The sequence below is a fragment of the Ruegeria atlantica genome (assembly GCF_013032505.1).
Classification (GTDB): domain Bacteria; phylum Pseudomonadota; class Alphaproteobacteria; order Rhodobacterales; family Rhodobacteraceae; genus Ruegeria; species Ruegeria atlantica_F.
The window spans coordinates 563,652-579,852 of the sequence record NZ_WQCG01000001.1; the positions used below are offsets into that span (position 1 = coordinate 563,652).

Genomic DNA, 16,201 nt, shown 5'->3' on the forward strand with positions numbered 1-16,201 from the left:
GGGTATGTGCCAACCCCCGGCCATCATTCGCGGCCAGCAAGTCGCGACTTCGTTGAGCGCTAACAACCAAAAGGTGAGTCGCAGATTCAAATTAGATGGAAACAGGCGACGGATTTCTGCTGAAATTTTCGTTACACTCAAAAGTATGTAAAATAATTGTTTTTCCTGATCGAAGCTACTTTGTTTACAAATTGATCCCGGGGCAAAAAAATAATTTACAAACTAATCGTGAAAAAACGGTAATTTATTTCCTTGTTTTCACCTCTCCGTATTATTGCGCACAAGGAGGAAACAGATCGACATCGCCCGTTCAGCAGGCAAAATCGATCTGATTCAATATGGTCCAGAGGGAGGAGCCTCAGAATGACAACCGCTGCCCAGGCAGAAGCCAATACCTTTCCGCCATCCGCCGAAACCGTAGCTCGCTCGCATGTAAATGCTGAAAAATACAACGAAATGTATGCGGCCTCGATCAACGATCCCGTCGCTTTCTGGGACGAACAAGGCAAACGTGTCGACTGGATCAAGCCCTACACCCAGGTCAAGGACGTCAGCTATGATTTCGGCTCGGTTGGAATCAACTGGTATGCAGACGGGACACTGAACGTTTCGGCCAACTGCCTGGACCGTCACCTGAAAACCCGCGGCGATCAAACCGCGATCATCTGGGAGCCGGATGATCCAAACGACGAAGCCCAGCACATCACCTATGCTGAGCTGCACCGCCGCACGTGCCGGATGGCCAATATTCTGGAGACCATGGGCGTGCGTAAGGGCGACCGGGTCGTGATCTATATGCCGATGATCCCCGAGGCCGCCTATGCCATGTTGGCCTGTGCGCGCATCGGCGCGATCCACTCTATCGTTTTTGCAGGGTTCTCGCCTGATGCTCTGGCGGCTCGTGTAAATGGCTGCGACGCAAAGGTTCTGATCACCGCCGATGAGGCCCCGCGTGGTGGTCGCAAAACCCCACTGAAATCCAACGCTGACGCCGCCCTGCTGCACTGCAAGGACACCGTTAAATGTCTGGTCGTCAAGCGCACTGGTGGTCAGACCACCTGGATCGACGGTCGCGACTATGACTACAACGAAATGGCGCTTGAAGCGGATGACTACTGCGCGCCCACGGAGATGAACGCCGAGGATCCGTTGTTCATCCTCTACACCTCCGGCTCGACTGGGCAACCCAAGGGTGTGGTACATACCACCGGCGGATATCTGGTCTATGCTGCAATGACGCACGAGATCACCTTTGATTACCAAGAGGGCGACGTCTACTGGTGCACGGCGGATGTGGGCTGGGTCACCGGCCACAGCTATATCGTCTATGGCCCATTGGCCAATGGCGCAACGACACTGATGTTCGAAGGCGTCCCAACCTTTCCTGATGCGGGCCGGTTCTGGGAAGTTTGCGCCAAGCACAATGTCAATCAGTTCTATACCGCACCAACCGCGATCCGCGCTTTGATGGGGCAAGGTAATGAATGGGTCGAGAAGCACGATCTGAGCGATCTGAAAATCCTCGGTACCGTTGGTGAACCGATCAACCCCGAAGCCTGGAACTGGTACAATGAGGTAGTCGGCAAAGGCAATTGCCCCATCGTAGATACATGGTGGCAGACCGAGACTGGTGGTCATCTGATGACTCCCCTGCCCGGCGCGCACGCGATGAAGCCGGGCGCAGCGATGAAACCATTCTTCGGCATTCAGCCGGTCGTGCTAGACCCGCAATCTGGTGTCGAGATCAACGGAAACGGTGTCGAAGGCGTTCTGTGCATCAAAGACAGCTGGCCGGGTCAGATGCGCACCGTCTGGGGTGATCATGAACGGTTCGAGAAGACCTATTTCTCGGATTACAAAGGTTACTACTTTACCGGTGACGGTTGCCGCCGTGATGAAGATGGCGACTACTGGATCACCGGTCGTGTCGACGACGTAATCAACGTCTCGGGCCACCGCATGGGCACGGCCGAGGTCGAAAGCGCTCTGGTCGCGCACGCCGCGGTCGCCGAAGCTGCCGTGGTCGGCTATCCGCATGAAATCAAAGGACAAGGTATCTATTGCTACGTCACTTTGATGAATGACCGCGAGCCGTCGGATGAGCTGCTGAAAGAGCTGCGCACCTGGGTCCGGACCGAGATCGGCCCGATTGCGTCGCCCGACGTGATCCAATGGGCACCCGGTCTGCCCAAGACCCGTTCAGGCAAGATCATGCGCCGTATCCTGCGCAAAATTGCCGAGAACGACTTTGGCGCATTGGGTGACACTTCGACACTTGCCGATCCATCGGTGGTCGAAGACCTGATCGAAAACCGTGCAAACAAGTGAGGATGTGATGGACGCTGCCACGATCACCACACCCGCTGTTCTGATCCTTCTCGGCCCTCCGGGTGCCGGGAAGGGAACACAGGCCCGTATGCTAGAGGATAAGTTCGGGCTGGTTCAACTCAGCACCGGCGACCTGCTGCGCGCCGCAGTCGCGGCAGAAACCGATGCAGGCAAAGCCGCAAAGGCCGTGATGGAAGCTGGTGATCTGGTCAGCGACGACATCGTCATTGCCATCCTTCGTGATCGCCTAGCTGAACCGGATTGCGCCAAGGGCGTCATTCTGGACGGCTTTCCACGCACCACGGTTCAGGCCGAGGCGCTGGACGGGTTGCTGTCGGAAACTGGGCAGAAGATCAACGCCGCCATCAGCCTTGAAGTCGAAGATGGTGAAATGGTGATCCGTATCTCGGGCCGCTACACCTGCGCCGGATGTGGCGAAGGGTTCCATGACACGTTCAAGATCCCTGCCATTAAAGGCAAATGCGACAAATGCGGCAGCACGGAATTCAAGCGCCGCGCTGATGATAATGCCGAAACCGTCGCCTCACGTCTGGCGGCCTATCATGCGCAAACCGCGCCGCTGATTACCTATTACCAAGACCACGGTGTTCTGAAAGGTCTGAACGCCATGGGAAATATCGAAAACATCGCTGGCAATCTGGAAAGGATAGTCAGCGACGCGATGAACTAAGGGAAGACGGCCCGCCCTGAATAAGGGCCCAATTCCTAAAGAAAAACTTCAAAGGACCCGCCCTGGCGGACCGGAGAAGTCTTGCCTGATGCCACCCTGGCATTCGGCATATCGAAAAGCGGCCCCGCGCATTGGAGGTTTAGGACAACGGGCCGCCTATGGAAGAAGCGAAGGAGGAACCCGCAATGGCGGATCAATCAACAAACTCCGCGCAGACTGCCGAGGCCGACAAGGGCTATTGGCAGGCGAACCTGCGTCTCATCTACATCAGCCTCGTGATCTGGGCGCTGGTGTCTTTTGGATTCGGCATATTGCTGCGTCCGCTGCTGTCTGGCATCGCCGTTGGCGGCACCGATCTGGGCTTTTGGTTCGCTCAGCAGGGATCAATCCTGGTCTTTCTGGTGCTGATCTTCAACTACGCCTGGCGCATGAACAAGCTGGACGCCGAATACGGCGTGGATGAGGAGTAAGCGGAATGGACCAGTTTACCATCAACCTGCTCTTTGTCGGCGCGTCGTTTGCGCTGTACATCGGCATCGCGATCTGGGCCCGCGCGGGCTCCACATCGGAATTCTACGCCGCCGGTCGCGGCGTTCACCCGGTTACAAACGGTATGGCGACCGCAGCGGACTGGATGTCCGCAGCCTCGTTCATCTCGATGGCGGGCCTGATTGCCTTCACCGGCTATGACAACTCGACCTTCCTGATGGGTTGGACCGGTGGCTACGTGCTGCTGGCGCTGCTGCTTGCGCCCTACCTGCGTAAGTTCGGCAAGTACACCGTCTCGGAATTCATCGGCGACCGTTTCTACAGCCAGACCGCACGCGTTGTTGCGGTGATCTGTCTGATCGTTGCGTCGGTGACCTACGTGATTGGTCAGATGACCGGCGTGGGCGTGGCCTTTGGTCGTTTCCTTGAGGTTTCGAACACTTCCGGTCTTCTGATCGGTGCCTGTGTTGTGTTTGCCTACGCGGTATTCGGTGGGATGAAGGGCGTGACCTACACTCAGGTCGCTCAGTACTGCGTGCTGATCACCGCCTACACCATTCCGGCGATCTTCATCTCTCTGCAGCTGACCGGTACGCCCGTTCCGGCACTGGGTCTGTTCGGCGACACTGCAAGCGGTGAGCCTCTGCTGACCAAGCTGGACGCGATCGTGACCGAGCTGGGCTTCGCCGAGTACACGGCACACCACTCGAACACGCTGAACATGGTGCTGTTCACGCTGTCGCTGATGATCGGTACTGCTGGTCTGCCGCACGTGATCATGCGCTTCTTCACCGTGCCTAAAGTGTCTGACGCCCGCTGGTCCGCTGGCTGGACGCTGGTCTTCATCGCTCTGCTGTACCTCACCGCCCCTGCGGTTGGCGCAATGGCGCGTCTGAACATCACCGACATGATGTGGCCCAATGGTGGCATCGAGGGCGGCGCTGTTTCGGTCGAAGATATCGACAATGATCCGCGTTACGACTGGATGCAGACATGGCAGAAAACCGGTCTTCTGGACTGGGAAGACAAGAACGGCGACGGTAAAATCCAGTACTACAACGACAAGAATGCCGACATGCAGGCACTTGCCGAAGAAAAAGGCTGGGTCGGTAACGAGCTGACCAAGTTCAACCGCGACATCCTGGTTCTGGCCAACCCCGAAATTGCCAACCTGCCGGGTTGGGTGATCGGTCTGGTCGCTGCCGGTGGTCTTGCGGCTGCTCTGTCGACCGCTGCGGGTCTGTTGCTGGCGATCTCGTCGGCGGTGTCCCACGACCTTGTCAAAGGTGCGATCAACCCGCAAATCTCTGAAAAAGGAGAGCTGCTGGCCGCTCGTATCGCCATGGCTGTTGCCATCGTCGTTGCAACCTACCTGGGTCTGAACCCACCGGGCTTTGCAGCGCAAACCGTGGCCTTGGCCTTTGGTCTGGCGGCTGCCTCGATCTTCCCGGCACTGATGATGGGTATCTTCTCGACCCGCATCAACAACACCGGCGCGGTTGCGGGCATGTTGGCTGGTCTGACCGTCACTCTGGTCTACATCTTCCTGCACAAGGGCTGGTTGTTCATTCCTGGCACAAACTCGTTCACTGATGCTGACCCGCTTCTGGGTCCGATCAAGTCGACCTCGTTCGGCGCCATCGGTGCAATGATCAACTTTGCAGTCGCATTTGTTGTCGCCGGAATGACAAAAGAGACTCCGAGGGAGATCGTTGAATTGGTCGAAAGCGTGCGCATTCCCCGTGGCGCGGGCGCAGCTCAGAGTAAGTGAGCATGACGCGGCATATGGTTAACTTTCCTGTGCCGTGTTTTTCGATCAACTTTTCCCGTCCGGCACTCCACCGGGCGGGATTTTTAAACCAGAAACCAAGGAGTGATTGATGCCCCTGTCCCATGACCAGATCACCCGGTTTCTAAAGTCCGTACATCCCTATGATGCCCTGCCCCCGGAAACGTTGGATCAGATCGCAAAGCAGATTGAGGTATGGGAGGTCGACGAGGACTTTCCTGTATACGAATTGGGGCACACCCTGCCCGGCGTCTTTGTGATCTACGAGGGGCAAGTTGAGATTACCGATGAGAACGACGCGGTCGTGTCCCATCTTGGCCTGCGAAACTCGTTCGGAGAGCGCGGCCTGCTAAAGGACGGCAAGGCCGCGACCAAAGCGCGGGCACATACGCCATCCGTGTTGCTGGTTTTGCCCCCCGACCTGGTGCGCCAACTTATAGATGGCCACGACGTCGTTTCGAAATTTTTTAACCGGACCCGTTCAAACCGATCTGGTCCGCAGAGCTTGGCCACAAGTGCAATCGACGTTCTGATGGCCCATAACCCTGCGACCTGCACGCCGGGCACACCGGTTCAGGAAGCCGCCCGGATGATGCGCGACAAGCACATTTCCTCGCTTTGTGTAACCGAAGCGGATGATCTTCTGGGCATCGCCACACTGCGCGACATCTCAGGCAAATTCGTGGCCAATGGAATGTCTGCCGACACGCCGATCTCAGCGATCATGACGGCAAACCCGATCACCCTGTCACCTTCGGATATTGGCTCGGACGTTCTGCATGTGATGATGGAACGCGGGATCGGCCACATTCCAATTTGCGAAGGCGGACGGCTGGTCGGTATCGTGACGCAGACGGATCTGACTCACTATCAGGCGGTTAACTCGGCAGAGTTGGTCCGGCGGATTGCACAAGCGGACACGGCAGATCAAATGGCGGCGGTGACCGCTGAAATCCCGCAACTGCTGGTGCAATTGGTTGCAGCCGGAAACAGGCATGAAATCGTAACCCGCCTGATCACCGATATCGCAGATACGGCGACCCGCCGCCTGCTTAAACTGGCCGAAGACAAACTGGGACCCCCACCCGTTCCCTACCTGTGGCTGGCTTGCGGATCACAGGGGCGGCAGGAGCAGACCGGCGTATCCGATCAGGACAATTGCCTGATGTTGGATGACAGCGTTTCGGACGCGGATATGGGCTACTTCGCGAAGCTGGCAAAATTCGTCTCGGATGGGCTGGACGTCTGTGGTTATTTCTATTGCCCCGGCGACATGATGGCCACTAACCCGCGCTGGTGTCAGCCCGTTCGTGTCTGGGGCGAGTACTTCAACGGCTGGATCGCCAAACCAAATCCCGAAGCACAGATGCTGGCTTCGGTCATGTTCGACCTGCGGCCGATAGGAGGAGCCTTTCACCTGTTCGACGATCTGCAGGCCGAGACTTTGGCAGCCGCCAACGCAAACTCGATATTTGTTGCGCATATGATCTCGAACTCACTGAAACACACGCCTCCGCTGGGTCTTTTGCGCGGGTTTGCGACCATCCGGTCCGGTGAGCATCGCAACACCTTGGACCTAAAGCACAATGGGGTGGTGCCAGTGGTTGATCTGGCGCGTATATACAGCCTGCAAGGCCGATTGACCGAAGCCAACACAAGGGCGCGCCTGAAATCAGCTGCATCTGGCGGAATCCTCAGCCCATCGGGGGCGAGGGATTTGCTGGATGCCTATGACTTGATTGCAGAAACCCGACTTGAACATCAGGTAAGGCTTGTGAAGCGCGATCAAAAGCCTGACAATTTCCTTCCGCCCTCGGATCTGTCGGATTTTGAGCGAAGTCATCTTCGGGATGCGTTCGTTGTGGTAAAAACCATGCAATCGGCAGTTGGTCACGGCAAGGGAATGCTGGGCTAAAGCGGCAGACACACGGAGAGTCACATGTTTCTGGAACTGATCGGCACCATCTTTGCAGGCATTGCTTTTGCAGGCGTTGTGATGGTGTTGAACAAATTGACGGGCGGCCGCCTGCCCCGTTGGATGACACCTGTCGCGGCAGGTCTTGGTATGATCGGAATGACGATCGCCAGCGAGTACTCATGGTATGACCGCACCCGCGACACCCTTCCCGAAGGCATGACTGTAATACAAGAGGTCGAAAGCCGCGCATTCTATCGCCCTTGGACCTATGCCGTTCCTTTTGTGGACCGCTTTGCCGCCATCGATGCCGGTTCCGTGCGTACCAACGAACAAGTACCGGAACAGCGGCTGGTCGAGCTATACCTCTTTGGTCGCTGGGCTCCTGTTTCGAAGCTACCAGTCGTCGTCAACTGCAAAGAGTTCAGCCGCGCCAACCTCGCAGACGGGGCGCAATTCGCCGATGACGGCCGGTTGCTGAACGCCGACTGGATTGACGTCACCGCCAACGACCCAATCGTCGAGGCGACCTGCGGAGTGTAACATGCTGAACCGGTTAAGCCTGCGTCTGCGCATTTTCCTGTTCTTCTGCCTGCTGGCTGTAGGTGCATTGGCCGTCAGTTCACTGGCATTGTGGATCAGCTACCGTCGCGTTGCAGATCCCGACCTTTTTGATGCCTTCATCTTTGCTGAAATTCTGATGGGTTTTGGATTTTTAGCCCTGATCGCAGCTGTTTGGCTGTTGTTTGACGACAATGTTGCCAAGCCAATCGAAAGGATATCCGCCCAGCTCAGGGCGCGCGCGCATGCCGGTGTAAGCACCGAATTGGACGCGCAGGCCGCGCGATATCTGGGTGATCTGGCACCAGCCGCAGCCGGGCTCGCCAACCAACTGTCGGGCAAAACAATGGATGTCGCACAGGCCGTAGCCGAGGAAACAGCGCATCTGGCCGAGGAAAAGGAACGACTGACGGCCCTGTTGACCGAAATCCCGGTTGCGATGCTTCTGGCCAGCCCAACCCACAAGATCGTATTGTATGATGGACAAGCCGCCGAAGTTCTGGCGCAGATCGCACATCCAAGACTAAATGCTTCGCTGTTTGAATATCTGCAGTCCGACTTGCTGGAAGAGGCTTATGCAAAACTGGTGAAAACCGGGCTTGAGGTTACCTGCACTTTGACTGGCATTGACGGAGCGCAGAGTTACAGCGCGCGCATGAAACCACTTGGCGGCGCGCCCGGATACATGCTGGTCTTTGAAGACAGTAAAGCAAACCTGGCGCCCGACGCCGCTCGGCCTTTGGTCTATGATTTCGACTTGCTGAACGCGACCCCGGGCGAGACCGTTGAAAGTCTTGCCCTGAAAGACTTGTGCTTTGTCGTGTTTGACACCGAAACCACCGGCCTGCTGCCGCATAAAGACGAAATTGTTCAGATTGGGGCTGTTCGGGTTGTTAACGGACGTATTGTGGACGGGGAACAGTTGGACATGCTGGTCGATCCCGGCATTCCAATTCCTCCGGCTTCGACCAAAGTACACAAGATTAGCGATCATATGGTCCAGGGTGCGCCGAACATTAACGAGGCCGGGCGCGTACTACATCAGTTCGCCCGTGAGGCAGTTATCGTGGCCCACAACGCGCCTTTCGACATGGCATTTTTACGGCGACATGCGCACCTGATGAAGGTCGAATGGGATCACCCAATTCTGGACACGGTTCTGTTGTCCGCTGTTCTGTTCGGGGCAAGTGACAAACACACTCTGGATGCCGTGTGTGAACGGTTGGACATCACTATCCCCGAACATCTTCGCCACACCGCACTTGGCGATGCCGTAGCAACCGCCGAGGCGCTTGTTAGGATGCTACCGATGTTGAAAGCGCGCGGCATGACGACCTTTGGTGACGTTATCGAAGCTACGCGGCAACATGGTCGTCTACTGGAAGACCTGAACTAATCTGAAAAACCCATAATCCGTGCGCAGCTTTTCATGGACAAACCCGACGCATCGTGGCACCTGAGGCGCGGCCACGGGATGAGCGCGCAATGACGGAAAAACACTTTACCCCAACCCCGGATCAAAGCACCGCTTTCCGCGAGGCGTTGGGGTGTTTCGGAACCGGCGTGACTGTGATCACCACGGACACCGATCAAGGCCCGCGGGCTATCACGGTTAACTCATTCACCTCGGTGTCGCTGGATCCGCCACTTGTCTTGTGGTGTCTGGCCAAAGATTCCAACCGGTTCGATGATTTCAACGCCAGTCGGCACTATTCGATCCACGTGATGGGGCAAGATCAGCAGGAACAGGCCCTGCGCTTTGCCCGCGATGGCAAGGATTTCTCGCACGCCGAATGGGCCCATGACACGATACGCCGGCCACAATTATCCGATTGCCTGGCCCGGTTCGACTGTCAGGTGCACGCCCAACACGATGCCGGGGATCACCTGATCATCGTTGGTGAGGTTCAAAAGGTCATGTACCGGACCGGTAAAGGTTTGATCTTTAAACGCGGTCAATTTGGCGGTTTTGCAGATCTGATCTGACGGTTACTCGTCCAAAGATCCATGAACCGCTAGCGCTTCCAGCTGGGTCTCTTGCGGTGTGATCACGCGGAATGCTTCACGCACCCCGGCGTCTGACAATTCACGCGAAACGGTCAGTAGCGTGTTCGGGTTATGCCCGTCACACAGTTCGGACATATGGGCAATCTCGGCCCGGGCGACGTCCATCGCAGCTTCGACCGACGGGGCCCCGTAGAGTTGCACAAAATGCTCTGACAGATTCTGCGCGATCTGGTCCAATTCGGCCTGTTCCACTTGAGTAACGGCAACGAATGTCACGCGCCCAAAGGTTTCAACTCCCAGCCAGCCATTCGCAAAGGCCTGACGCGCCTTCCCTTCCAGGTCGCCCTCGCCCCAATTGGAAAACTCAAAACCGCCCGAGATACACCACTCGCCGGTTCGAGCCGGAGAATGGAACACGTTCATGTCGCTTTCGTCGAAATGGATTGCGCGGGCCAGTTTCATCATCCGTTCTCCAACAATTCCGTCAGTGGGCGAAGCTGCGTGTCAGAACCGTGTCGGATCAGCATACCGAACCGTTCATCCGTTCCCAAGAACACACCGGTTTCACCAAACGGCTCTCCTACGCCGCGCATCAGGCCCATCCATTCGCCGTGCACCGGGGCGTTGCCCTCTTCCTGCCAACGGTTCAGCCATGTCAGCATGTGCCGCGACCAGCTTTCAAGCAGCTGCGTCGCCGAAACATCTGCGCATCCTTCGTCGTACAGCGCGGTTACATCCGGGTTTTCGCCCGGCGCCTCGCTGGTCTGCAGCAGCGCCAAATCCCATCCGACGATCAGCCAATCCGGTTCCGCCAATGGTTCTTGATCCGAAGCCGCCACGCGGAACATTCCGCATTCGGCCCCGTTCACACAAATCAACCCATCCCAGCCCAGATGTACCGCGACCTCGGGCGGGGCCAGCGCGCCGAGCGCGTTCTGAAATCCGACCGAACACAGTGGCAGCATTGCCATTGCGTCCTGCAGGGCAACTTCCGGTGCAAAAACAATGGCGACACGCAGGCGGTCGGCCTGAATGTTGTAAATCAAGGTTCCCGCATCGCAGCCCAGCGCGGCCATAGCCTGCGCACGCTCGAACGGGTCTTCCCCACCCTGCACCGGGTGGCCCGTCAGCAGCGGGGGAAAGACCGGCTCGCTCATGCGTTGCCCTTAGCAATCATGTCACGCGCGATTTTGCGGAAAGCTTCGGCCTGTGGGCTATCGGGCTTGCTGACCACTATGGGCGCACCGCCATCGGCGGCGACGCGGATATCTAGATGCAGCGGGATTTCACCCAGCAAGGGAACGCCCAGCGCCTCGGCTTCGGACTTAACACCGCCATGGCCGAACACGTGCTCTTCATGGCCGCAGTTCGAGCAGATATGCGTCGACATATTCTCGATCATCCCAAGGATGGGCGTCTTGAGCTGGTTGAACATGTCGATCCCCTTGCGGGCATCGATCAGCGCCACGTCTTGCGGGGTCGAAACGACGATGGCACCGTCCACTTTGAACTTCTGGCTCAAAGTCAGTTGCACATCACCGGTACCCGGTGGCAGGTCGACGATCAGCACGTCCAGCGCACCCCATTGCACCTGACCCATCATCTGTTGCAACGCGCCCATCAGCATTGGGCCGCGCCAGACAACGGCCTGCCCTTCATTGGTCATCAAACCCATCGACATCATGGTGACGCCGTGATTGCGCAATGGCAGGATTGTCTTGCCATCGGGGCTGGCTGGGCGTCCCGAGACACCCAGCATCCGCGGTTGCGACGGTCCGTAGACATCTGCGTCCAGCAGCCCCACGCGCCGGCCCTCGGCGGCCAAGGCACAGGCGAGGTTGGCTGAAACAGTAGACTTGCCGACACCCCCCTTACCCGAAGCCACAGCGATAATCCTATCCACGCCCGGTACGGCCTGCGGGCCTGTCTGGGAAGGTTTAGGTTTGGGTTTTAAATCCGGCGGCGCCTTTTCGGAATGTGCGGTCAACATGGCCGATACAGTGGAAACGCCGTCGACAAGTTGAGCGGCCTGTTCTGCTGCTGCTCGGACGGGTTCCATCCGCTCGGCCTGCTTGGGGTCGATCTCCAACACAAAGCGCACTGTGTCCCCTTCGACATTCAGTGCGCGAACGACGCCGGCGCTAACGATGTCCTGTCCGGAAACCGGATCGGTGATCTTTCTTAGGTTTGCAAGAACTGCGTCACGAACACTCATGCGTTATTCTCCTTTTGGAACCCGGTGGTAAGGGCTCTGCGTATCGACAAGCTGTGGTTGCCGCTCATTGCACGTGTCTCCGTCTCATTCAGTTCATTTGACGCATTTGCTGCCGTGCCGTTAGGCTGTGGCATGCGCTTTGTTCTCTTGTGCCTGAGCCTGACGCTCTCTGCTACCCCCTCTTGGTCGCAAGAGGCGATTGGTCTTGCCGCACCAGACGAGGTTGCGGACTCCGGTCTGCTGCAACATATCCTTCCTCGCTTTTCTCTCAAGACCGGGATACGGGTTATTGCGGATAATGCGGGCGATTTGGTGCTGGAAACCACGCCTCCGGGTAGTCCTGTGTTCGCGCGCGATGGTGTCATCTATCACCTCCGGATCAGTGAAGACGCCAAACATGAACGGTTCCGCGACTGGCTGCTGTCCGACATTGGCAAACGGACGGTAGAGAGTTTTGCCCCCGAACAAGGTGCGCCCTTCTCGGCCAGTTTCGATATCGCGGCCACAGAGACCGAAACAGTGATCGACGGTGATACGTTGCGCGGCGAGGAATTGTCGATGACCCATTGCGGTCGGTGCCATGTGATCGGACCAAAAAACCGGATGAATGGTCTGGGATCGACGCCCTCTTTCGCGGTGCTGCGCGCCATGCCAGACTGGTCGGAAAGATTTGAGGCGTTCTTTGCCCTCAACCCGCACCCCGCCTTCACGCAGATTGACGGGCTGACCCCACCGTTTGATCCTCAGCGCCCATCGCCCATCTATCCGGTTGAGATGACGCTGGACGATCTGGAAGCCATCCTAGCTTTTGTCTCGGTCATTACCGCGGCAGATTTGGGTGCGCCCTTACAGCTTCAGTGATCCTTTCGTTTTGAGAAGTAATCCTCGGTCGTAACGACGCGGGGTTTTGGTGCGGATTGAAACGGATTGTCCTGTTGCTGAAACTGCGCGTTCACGCGGCAATTATCGCACATCTGTATCATCCGTGCCTTGTCCGAGGTGGCAAACATTGGATGCGTACCGGATAGTTTTTCCATTATCCTCTCGACAGTAGATTTTACACCGAACAAAGCTCCGCACTCCACGCAGGCGAACGGTTCCTCTTCATTCAGCACTTGCTGAGACAGGGCCGCATCGCTCAGGTCAAGCTGCGGGACAAGCGTAATCGCGTTCTCTGGGCAGATGCCTTTGCACAGCCCGCATTGCAGACAGGCATCCTGTTGAAAATTCAATTGCGGCTTGTCCGGGTTATCGATCAAAGCGCCTGACGGACACAGCGATACACAGCTGAGGCACAAGGTGCATGCATCCGTGTTCACCGCGACTGCACCATAAGGCGCGTTTTCTGGTAACGGTAGCGGCGCTTCGGCTTGCGGATGTAACGCCTGCGCAGCCAAACGCGCGATCTGACGACGGTTGCCTAATGGCAAAACAGGATCTGCCAAAGGCTGTGGGACTTCTTGCGCATAAAGGGTATCGGACAAGGCATCCGGATCAACCTCGTCCACCAAGCCCAGTGCATTCGGCCCTGCAATGGCCTGCGCCAAGGCCAGTTCACGGTCCAACGCATCCCGCTCGGTTGTTGGGGCCAGCAAGACGTCCACGCGGGCGAAACCATGCGCCAGTGCAGCCAGCATCTCGGCATGACCAAACCCGGAAATAACACCCAGTTCCAGCGGGATCACATCCGCAGGCAAACCACGTCCAAATCTGGCGGCCAGGCGGATCATCTCGGCCCCGTGGGCATCATGGATCAATAAGCGCGGCGCAACTCCTTCGGCTCGCCGATAGGTGCGCGCTAAAATATGCATCCGCGACAGCAACGCAGATATCGGCGGATCCTCGTAGGTGATTGCTGTTGAGGGGCAAACCGCGGCGCATTCCCCACAGCCCGCGCAGATCATCGGGTCGATTTCCACATGCTCACCGGCGGGTTTGATCGCACCGGTCGGGCAGATATCCAGACAGTTCGTGCATGCGACCTGTTCGGCCCGTGAATGGGCACACAGCGTTTCTTCCATCCGCACGTAAAGCGGCTTTTCGAACGTGCCGACCAATTGAACCGCCTCAAACGCCAACCGTTCGACGGATAGTGGATCTTTGGGGTCGGCGCGCAGATAGCCCTCGCGTTTGGTCGGGGCCTGCACCAGGGGGGATTCTCCGGTCAGATCAAGAACGATGTCGCAAGCTGACTGCGCCTTGTCCCGTGCCGCAGTCCATGTGAACGCTCCGCGCCCACCGGGTTCAAGCTGTTGAAACGCGTCCAGCCGCAAGGTGAAGCCGCCCAGCGCCCCGTTTAGCGATTTGATACGCCCACGCACCACGTCGAACGCGCGCGAGATCGGCGCAACCTCATCCGTGACGAGAACCGTAACCGCAAGAGTTCCTGACAGCTTTTCCGCAAGCGCAAAGGTTATATCGCCGGGGCCGATAATCAGGCATGTCCCTTCGCTATATACATCAACGCTGGGTGTCACTGGTTGCGGCAACAGAGCCTCAGCTGCCAACGCAGCCATTTTCGGAGCCGCACCCGCGCCCTCATCGGACCACCCGGCCCTGTCACGAAGATCAACAAATCCCGGAGCGTTCACACCCAGTTCTTCGGCCAGTGCCTGAAACACCTCTTGCTCTTGCCCGCAGGCAATAATGATGTCCCCCTGTTGCATCGCTGCAGAAGCAGCCCCCAACTCTCGTGTGCAAAGTGCTGTGTGAACCTTGGAACACTCCACCTCGCAGGCCGAACCAATGGTGTCGGAATCCAAAGGTTGAGACACGGCGCAATCGCATAGCAGTAGTTTGGTGCTCATGATCCTCCCCCGGATACATCTCCGCCTCTTGGTATCGTAGGCTGTATTCCCGTTGCTGCAATGTAAACCCTTTGAGACTGAGGGCCGTTTGGTCACCAAAACCCCTTAATTTACAACAAACAAAGGCTTCTGTTTGCCGTGATCACTGTTTTGCTACCTGCGATTACGACTAAGGTCGTACAGCGTGGGCTTGGCACCTTAGCGCTTTGTGTACCATAGTGGACCCTAGGGAAGGCATGGGAGAGCCTTCCGGGGAGGAGCCAGTGGCCAAGGCCGCAAGCCAGATTGAAATGCCAATCGGCGTCGTTGTGCGCAAAACACCCGGTGTAACCCGCTGGGCGAAATGGAACTGGCGCGCCATCGCCGTGCTGCCCGGTGCCGGGCCTGCGGACTGGCACGAAATGCGGCGCGAAGGCGAGGCCATCGAGTACCACGCAGCGACCCTGCCTCTGACGCTTTGGGCGGACGAGACCGAAGCCTATATGGTGAACCTGTCGGACGGCCAACCGTCGATCTACCTTGTTCTTCGTGATGCATTGGATGGTGAAAGGCCAATGGATGCAGTTCTGGTTACTGCGTCGCCTTTTGAAGGTCAGGACTACGCGGATACCGGCGAGGAGATTGTTGAGAAAATTCCGATGACCGAAGGGTTAATCGCCTGGGTGCGCGACTTCGCTTTGGAACATCACAGCGATGAGGTCTTTGTGAAACGCCGCAGGGACAAAAAGCGGATCGATCTGGTCGAAGACGGCAAGGGGGATGCACGTATCCGGCAAGAGTCTGACGTCTACCGCGCCCCTCGGAGGATCGTGCAATGACCGAAGCTCGCGATTTCTGGTCCCGCCGCAAAGCGGCGGTGCAAGCGGAAGCCGAGGCCGAGGTCATCGCAGTTGAAGAACAGACCATTGCCGCTCAGCACGCGGAATTGGACGAAAAATCCGACGCCGAAATACTGGCTGAGCTTAACCTACCCGATCCAGATCAGCTGCAGGCGGGCGATGATGTCACTGGCTTTATGGCGAAGGCGGTGCCCGACCGTCTGCGCCGCCGTGCTTTGCGCCGACTGTGGCGGCTGAACCCGGTTTTGGCCAATGTCGATGGTCTTGTAGACTATGGCGAGGATTATACCGACGCGGCCTGTGTGATTGAAAATATTCAGACAGCTTACCAGGTCGGCAAGGGAATGCTCGCGCATGTCGAGGCTCTGGCGGCTGAGGCCGAAGAGAGTGAAACGGACGAGACACCTCAACCGGACGAACTGCAGGATAGCCCTGTGGAAAGTGAAGAGGCCGCGCCAGAAGCTGTTTTGATGGCTGAGACTGATACTCCGGTCGACACGCAAGACGAGGTTGAGATCGTCCCTGCCCCGCGCCGTATGAAATTTGAATTCGAAGGATAA

At 57.5% G+C, this 16,201-nt stretch carries 15 protein-coding genes; 11 read left to right on the forward strand and 4 right to left on the reverse strand.

Annotation, left to right across the window (positions count from 1 at the left end; genetic code table 11):
- The first annotated feature begins 363 nt into the window (after positions 1-363).
- The 8 genes from acs (at position 364) to GOW92_RS02825 (ending at position 9,759) form a co-directional block, all read left to right on the forward strand.
- Complete coding sequence (gene acs / locus GOW92_RS02790) at positions 364-2,328, forward strand: acetate--CoA ligase (protein WP_170557781.1); 1,965 nt, start codon at positions 364-366, stop codon at positions 2,326-2,328.
- Between the two features lie 7 nt (positions 2,329-2,335).
- On the forward strand, positions 2,336-3,019 hold the full coding sequence (locus GOW92_RS02795; RefSeq protein ID WP_170559318.1) for an adenylate kinase: 684 nt from the start codon (positions 2,336-2,338) through the stop codon (positions 3,017-3,019).
- A 185-nt stretch (positions 3,020-3,204) separates the two neighbouring features.
- Complete coding sequence (locus tag GOW92_RS02800) at positions 3,205-3,489, forward strand: DUF4212 domain-containing protein (RefSeq protein WP_058274238.1); 285 nt, start codon at positions 3,205-3,207, stop codon at positions 3,487-3,489.
- Positions 3,490-3,494: 5 nt separating this feature from the next.
- Entirely contained in the window at positions 3,495-5,279 is a 1,785-nt protein-coding gene (locus GOW92_RS02805) for a sodium:solute symporter family protein (RefSeq protein WP_170557783.1), read from the forward strand.
- A gap of 109 nt (positions 5,280-5,388) precedes the next feature.
- Complete coding sequence (locus tag GOW92_RS02810; protein ID WP_170557785.1) at positions 5,389-7,212, forward strand: DUF294 nucleotidyltransferase-like domain-containing protein; 1,824 nt, start codon at positions 5,389-5,391, stop codon at positions 7,210-7,212.
- Positions 7,213-7,236: 24 nt separating this feature from the next.
- Positions 7,237-7,755: a hypothetical protein gene (locus GOW92_RS02815; RefSeq protein WP_170557787.1), complete on the forward strand. Its 519-nt coding sequence runs from the start codon at positions 7,237-7,239 to the stop codon at positions 7,753-7,755.
- Between the two features lies 1 nt (position 7,756).
- Positions 7,757-9,169: a 3'-5' exonuclease gene (locus GOW92_RS02820; protein ID WP_170557789.1), complete on the forward strand. Its 1,413-nt coding sequence runs from the start codon at positions 7,757-7,759 to the stop codon at positions 9,167-9,169.
- 89 nt (positions 9,170-9,258) lie between these two features.
- On the forward strand, positions 9,259-9,759 hold the full coding sequence (locus GOW92_RS02825; RefSeq protein ID WP_170557791.1) for a flavin reductase family protein: 501 nt from the start codon (positions 9,259-9,261) through the stop codon (positions 9,757-9,759).
- A gap of 3 nt (positions 9,760-9,762) precedes the next feature.
- Here GOW92_RS02825 and GOW92_RS02830 read toward each other — a convergent pair whose 3' ends face one another.
- From GOW92_RS02830 to GOW92_RS02840, 3 genes are read right to left on the reverse strand one after another with little or no spacing between them, the layout of a single operon-like run.
- Positions 9,763-10,242 (reverse strand): DUF6505 family protein, encoded by a 480-nt coding sequence (locus GOW92_RS02830; RefSeq protein WP_170557793.1) that lies wholly within the window; start codon positions 10,240-10,242, stop codon positions 9,763-9,765.
- Positions 10,242-10,937 (reverse strand): biotin/lipoate--protein ligase family protein, encoded by a 696-nt coding sequence (locus GOW92_RS02835; protein ID WP_170557795.1) that lies wholly within the window; start codon positions 10,935-10,937, stop codon positions 10,242-10,244. The genes GOW92_RS02830 and GOW92_RS02835 overlap by 1 nt, the downstream gene beginning before the upstream one ends.
- Positions 10,934-11,995, reverse strand: coding sequence for an Mrp/NBP35 family ATP-binding protein (locus tag GOW92_RS02840; RefSeq protein WP_170557797.1), 1,062 nt, complete (start codon positions 11,993-11,995; stop codon positions 10,934-10,936). Before GOW92_RS02840 ends, GOW92_RS02835 begins: the two co-directional genes overlap by 4 nt.
- Before the next feature lie 132 nt (positions 11,996-12,127).
- Between GOW92_RS02840 and GOW92_RS02845 the strand changes: the two genes are divergently transcribed.
- Complete coding sequence (locus GOW92_RS02845) at positions 12,128-12,856, forward strand: c-type cytochrome (protein ID WP_170557799.1); 729 nt, start codon at positions 12,128-12,130, stop codon at positions 12,854-12,856.
- Here the strand turns inward: GOW92_RS02845 and GOW92_RS02850 are convergent.
- Entirely contained in the window at positions 12,850-14,802 is a 1,953-nt protein-coding gene (locus GOW92_RS02850; protein WP_170557801.1) for a 4Fe-4S binding protein, read from the reverse strand. The two genes, GOW92_RS02845 and GOW92_RS02850, sit on opposite strands and share 7 nt — an antisense overlap.
- Before the next feature lie 263 nt (positions 14,803-15,065).
- Between GOW92_RS02850 and GOW92_RS02855 the strand changes: the two genes are divergently transcribed.
- Together GOW92_RS02855 and GOW92_RS02860 are read left to right on the forward strand one after the other, a co-directional pair.
- A complete protein-coding gene (locus GOW92_RS02855) occupies positions 15,066-15,620 on the forward strand; it encodes a DUF3305 domain-containing protein (protein ID WP_170557803.1) in 555 nt (184 codons plus the stop codon).
- A complete protein-coding gene (locus GOW92_RS02860; protein WP_170557805.1) occupies positions 15,617-16,201 on the forward strand; it encodes a DUF3306 domain-containing protein in 585 nt (194 codons plus the stop codon). Before GOW92_RS02855 ends, GOW92_RS02860 begins: the two co-directional genes overlap by 4 nt.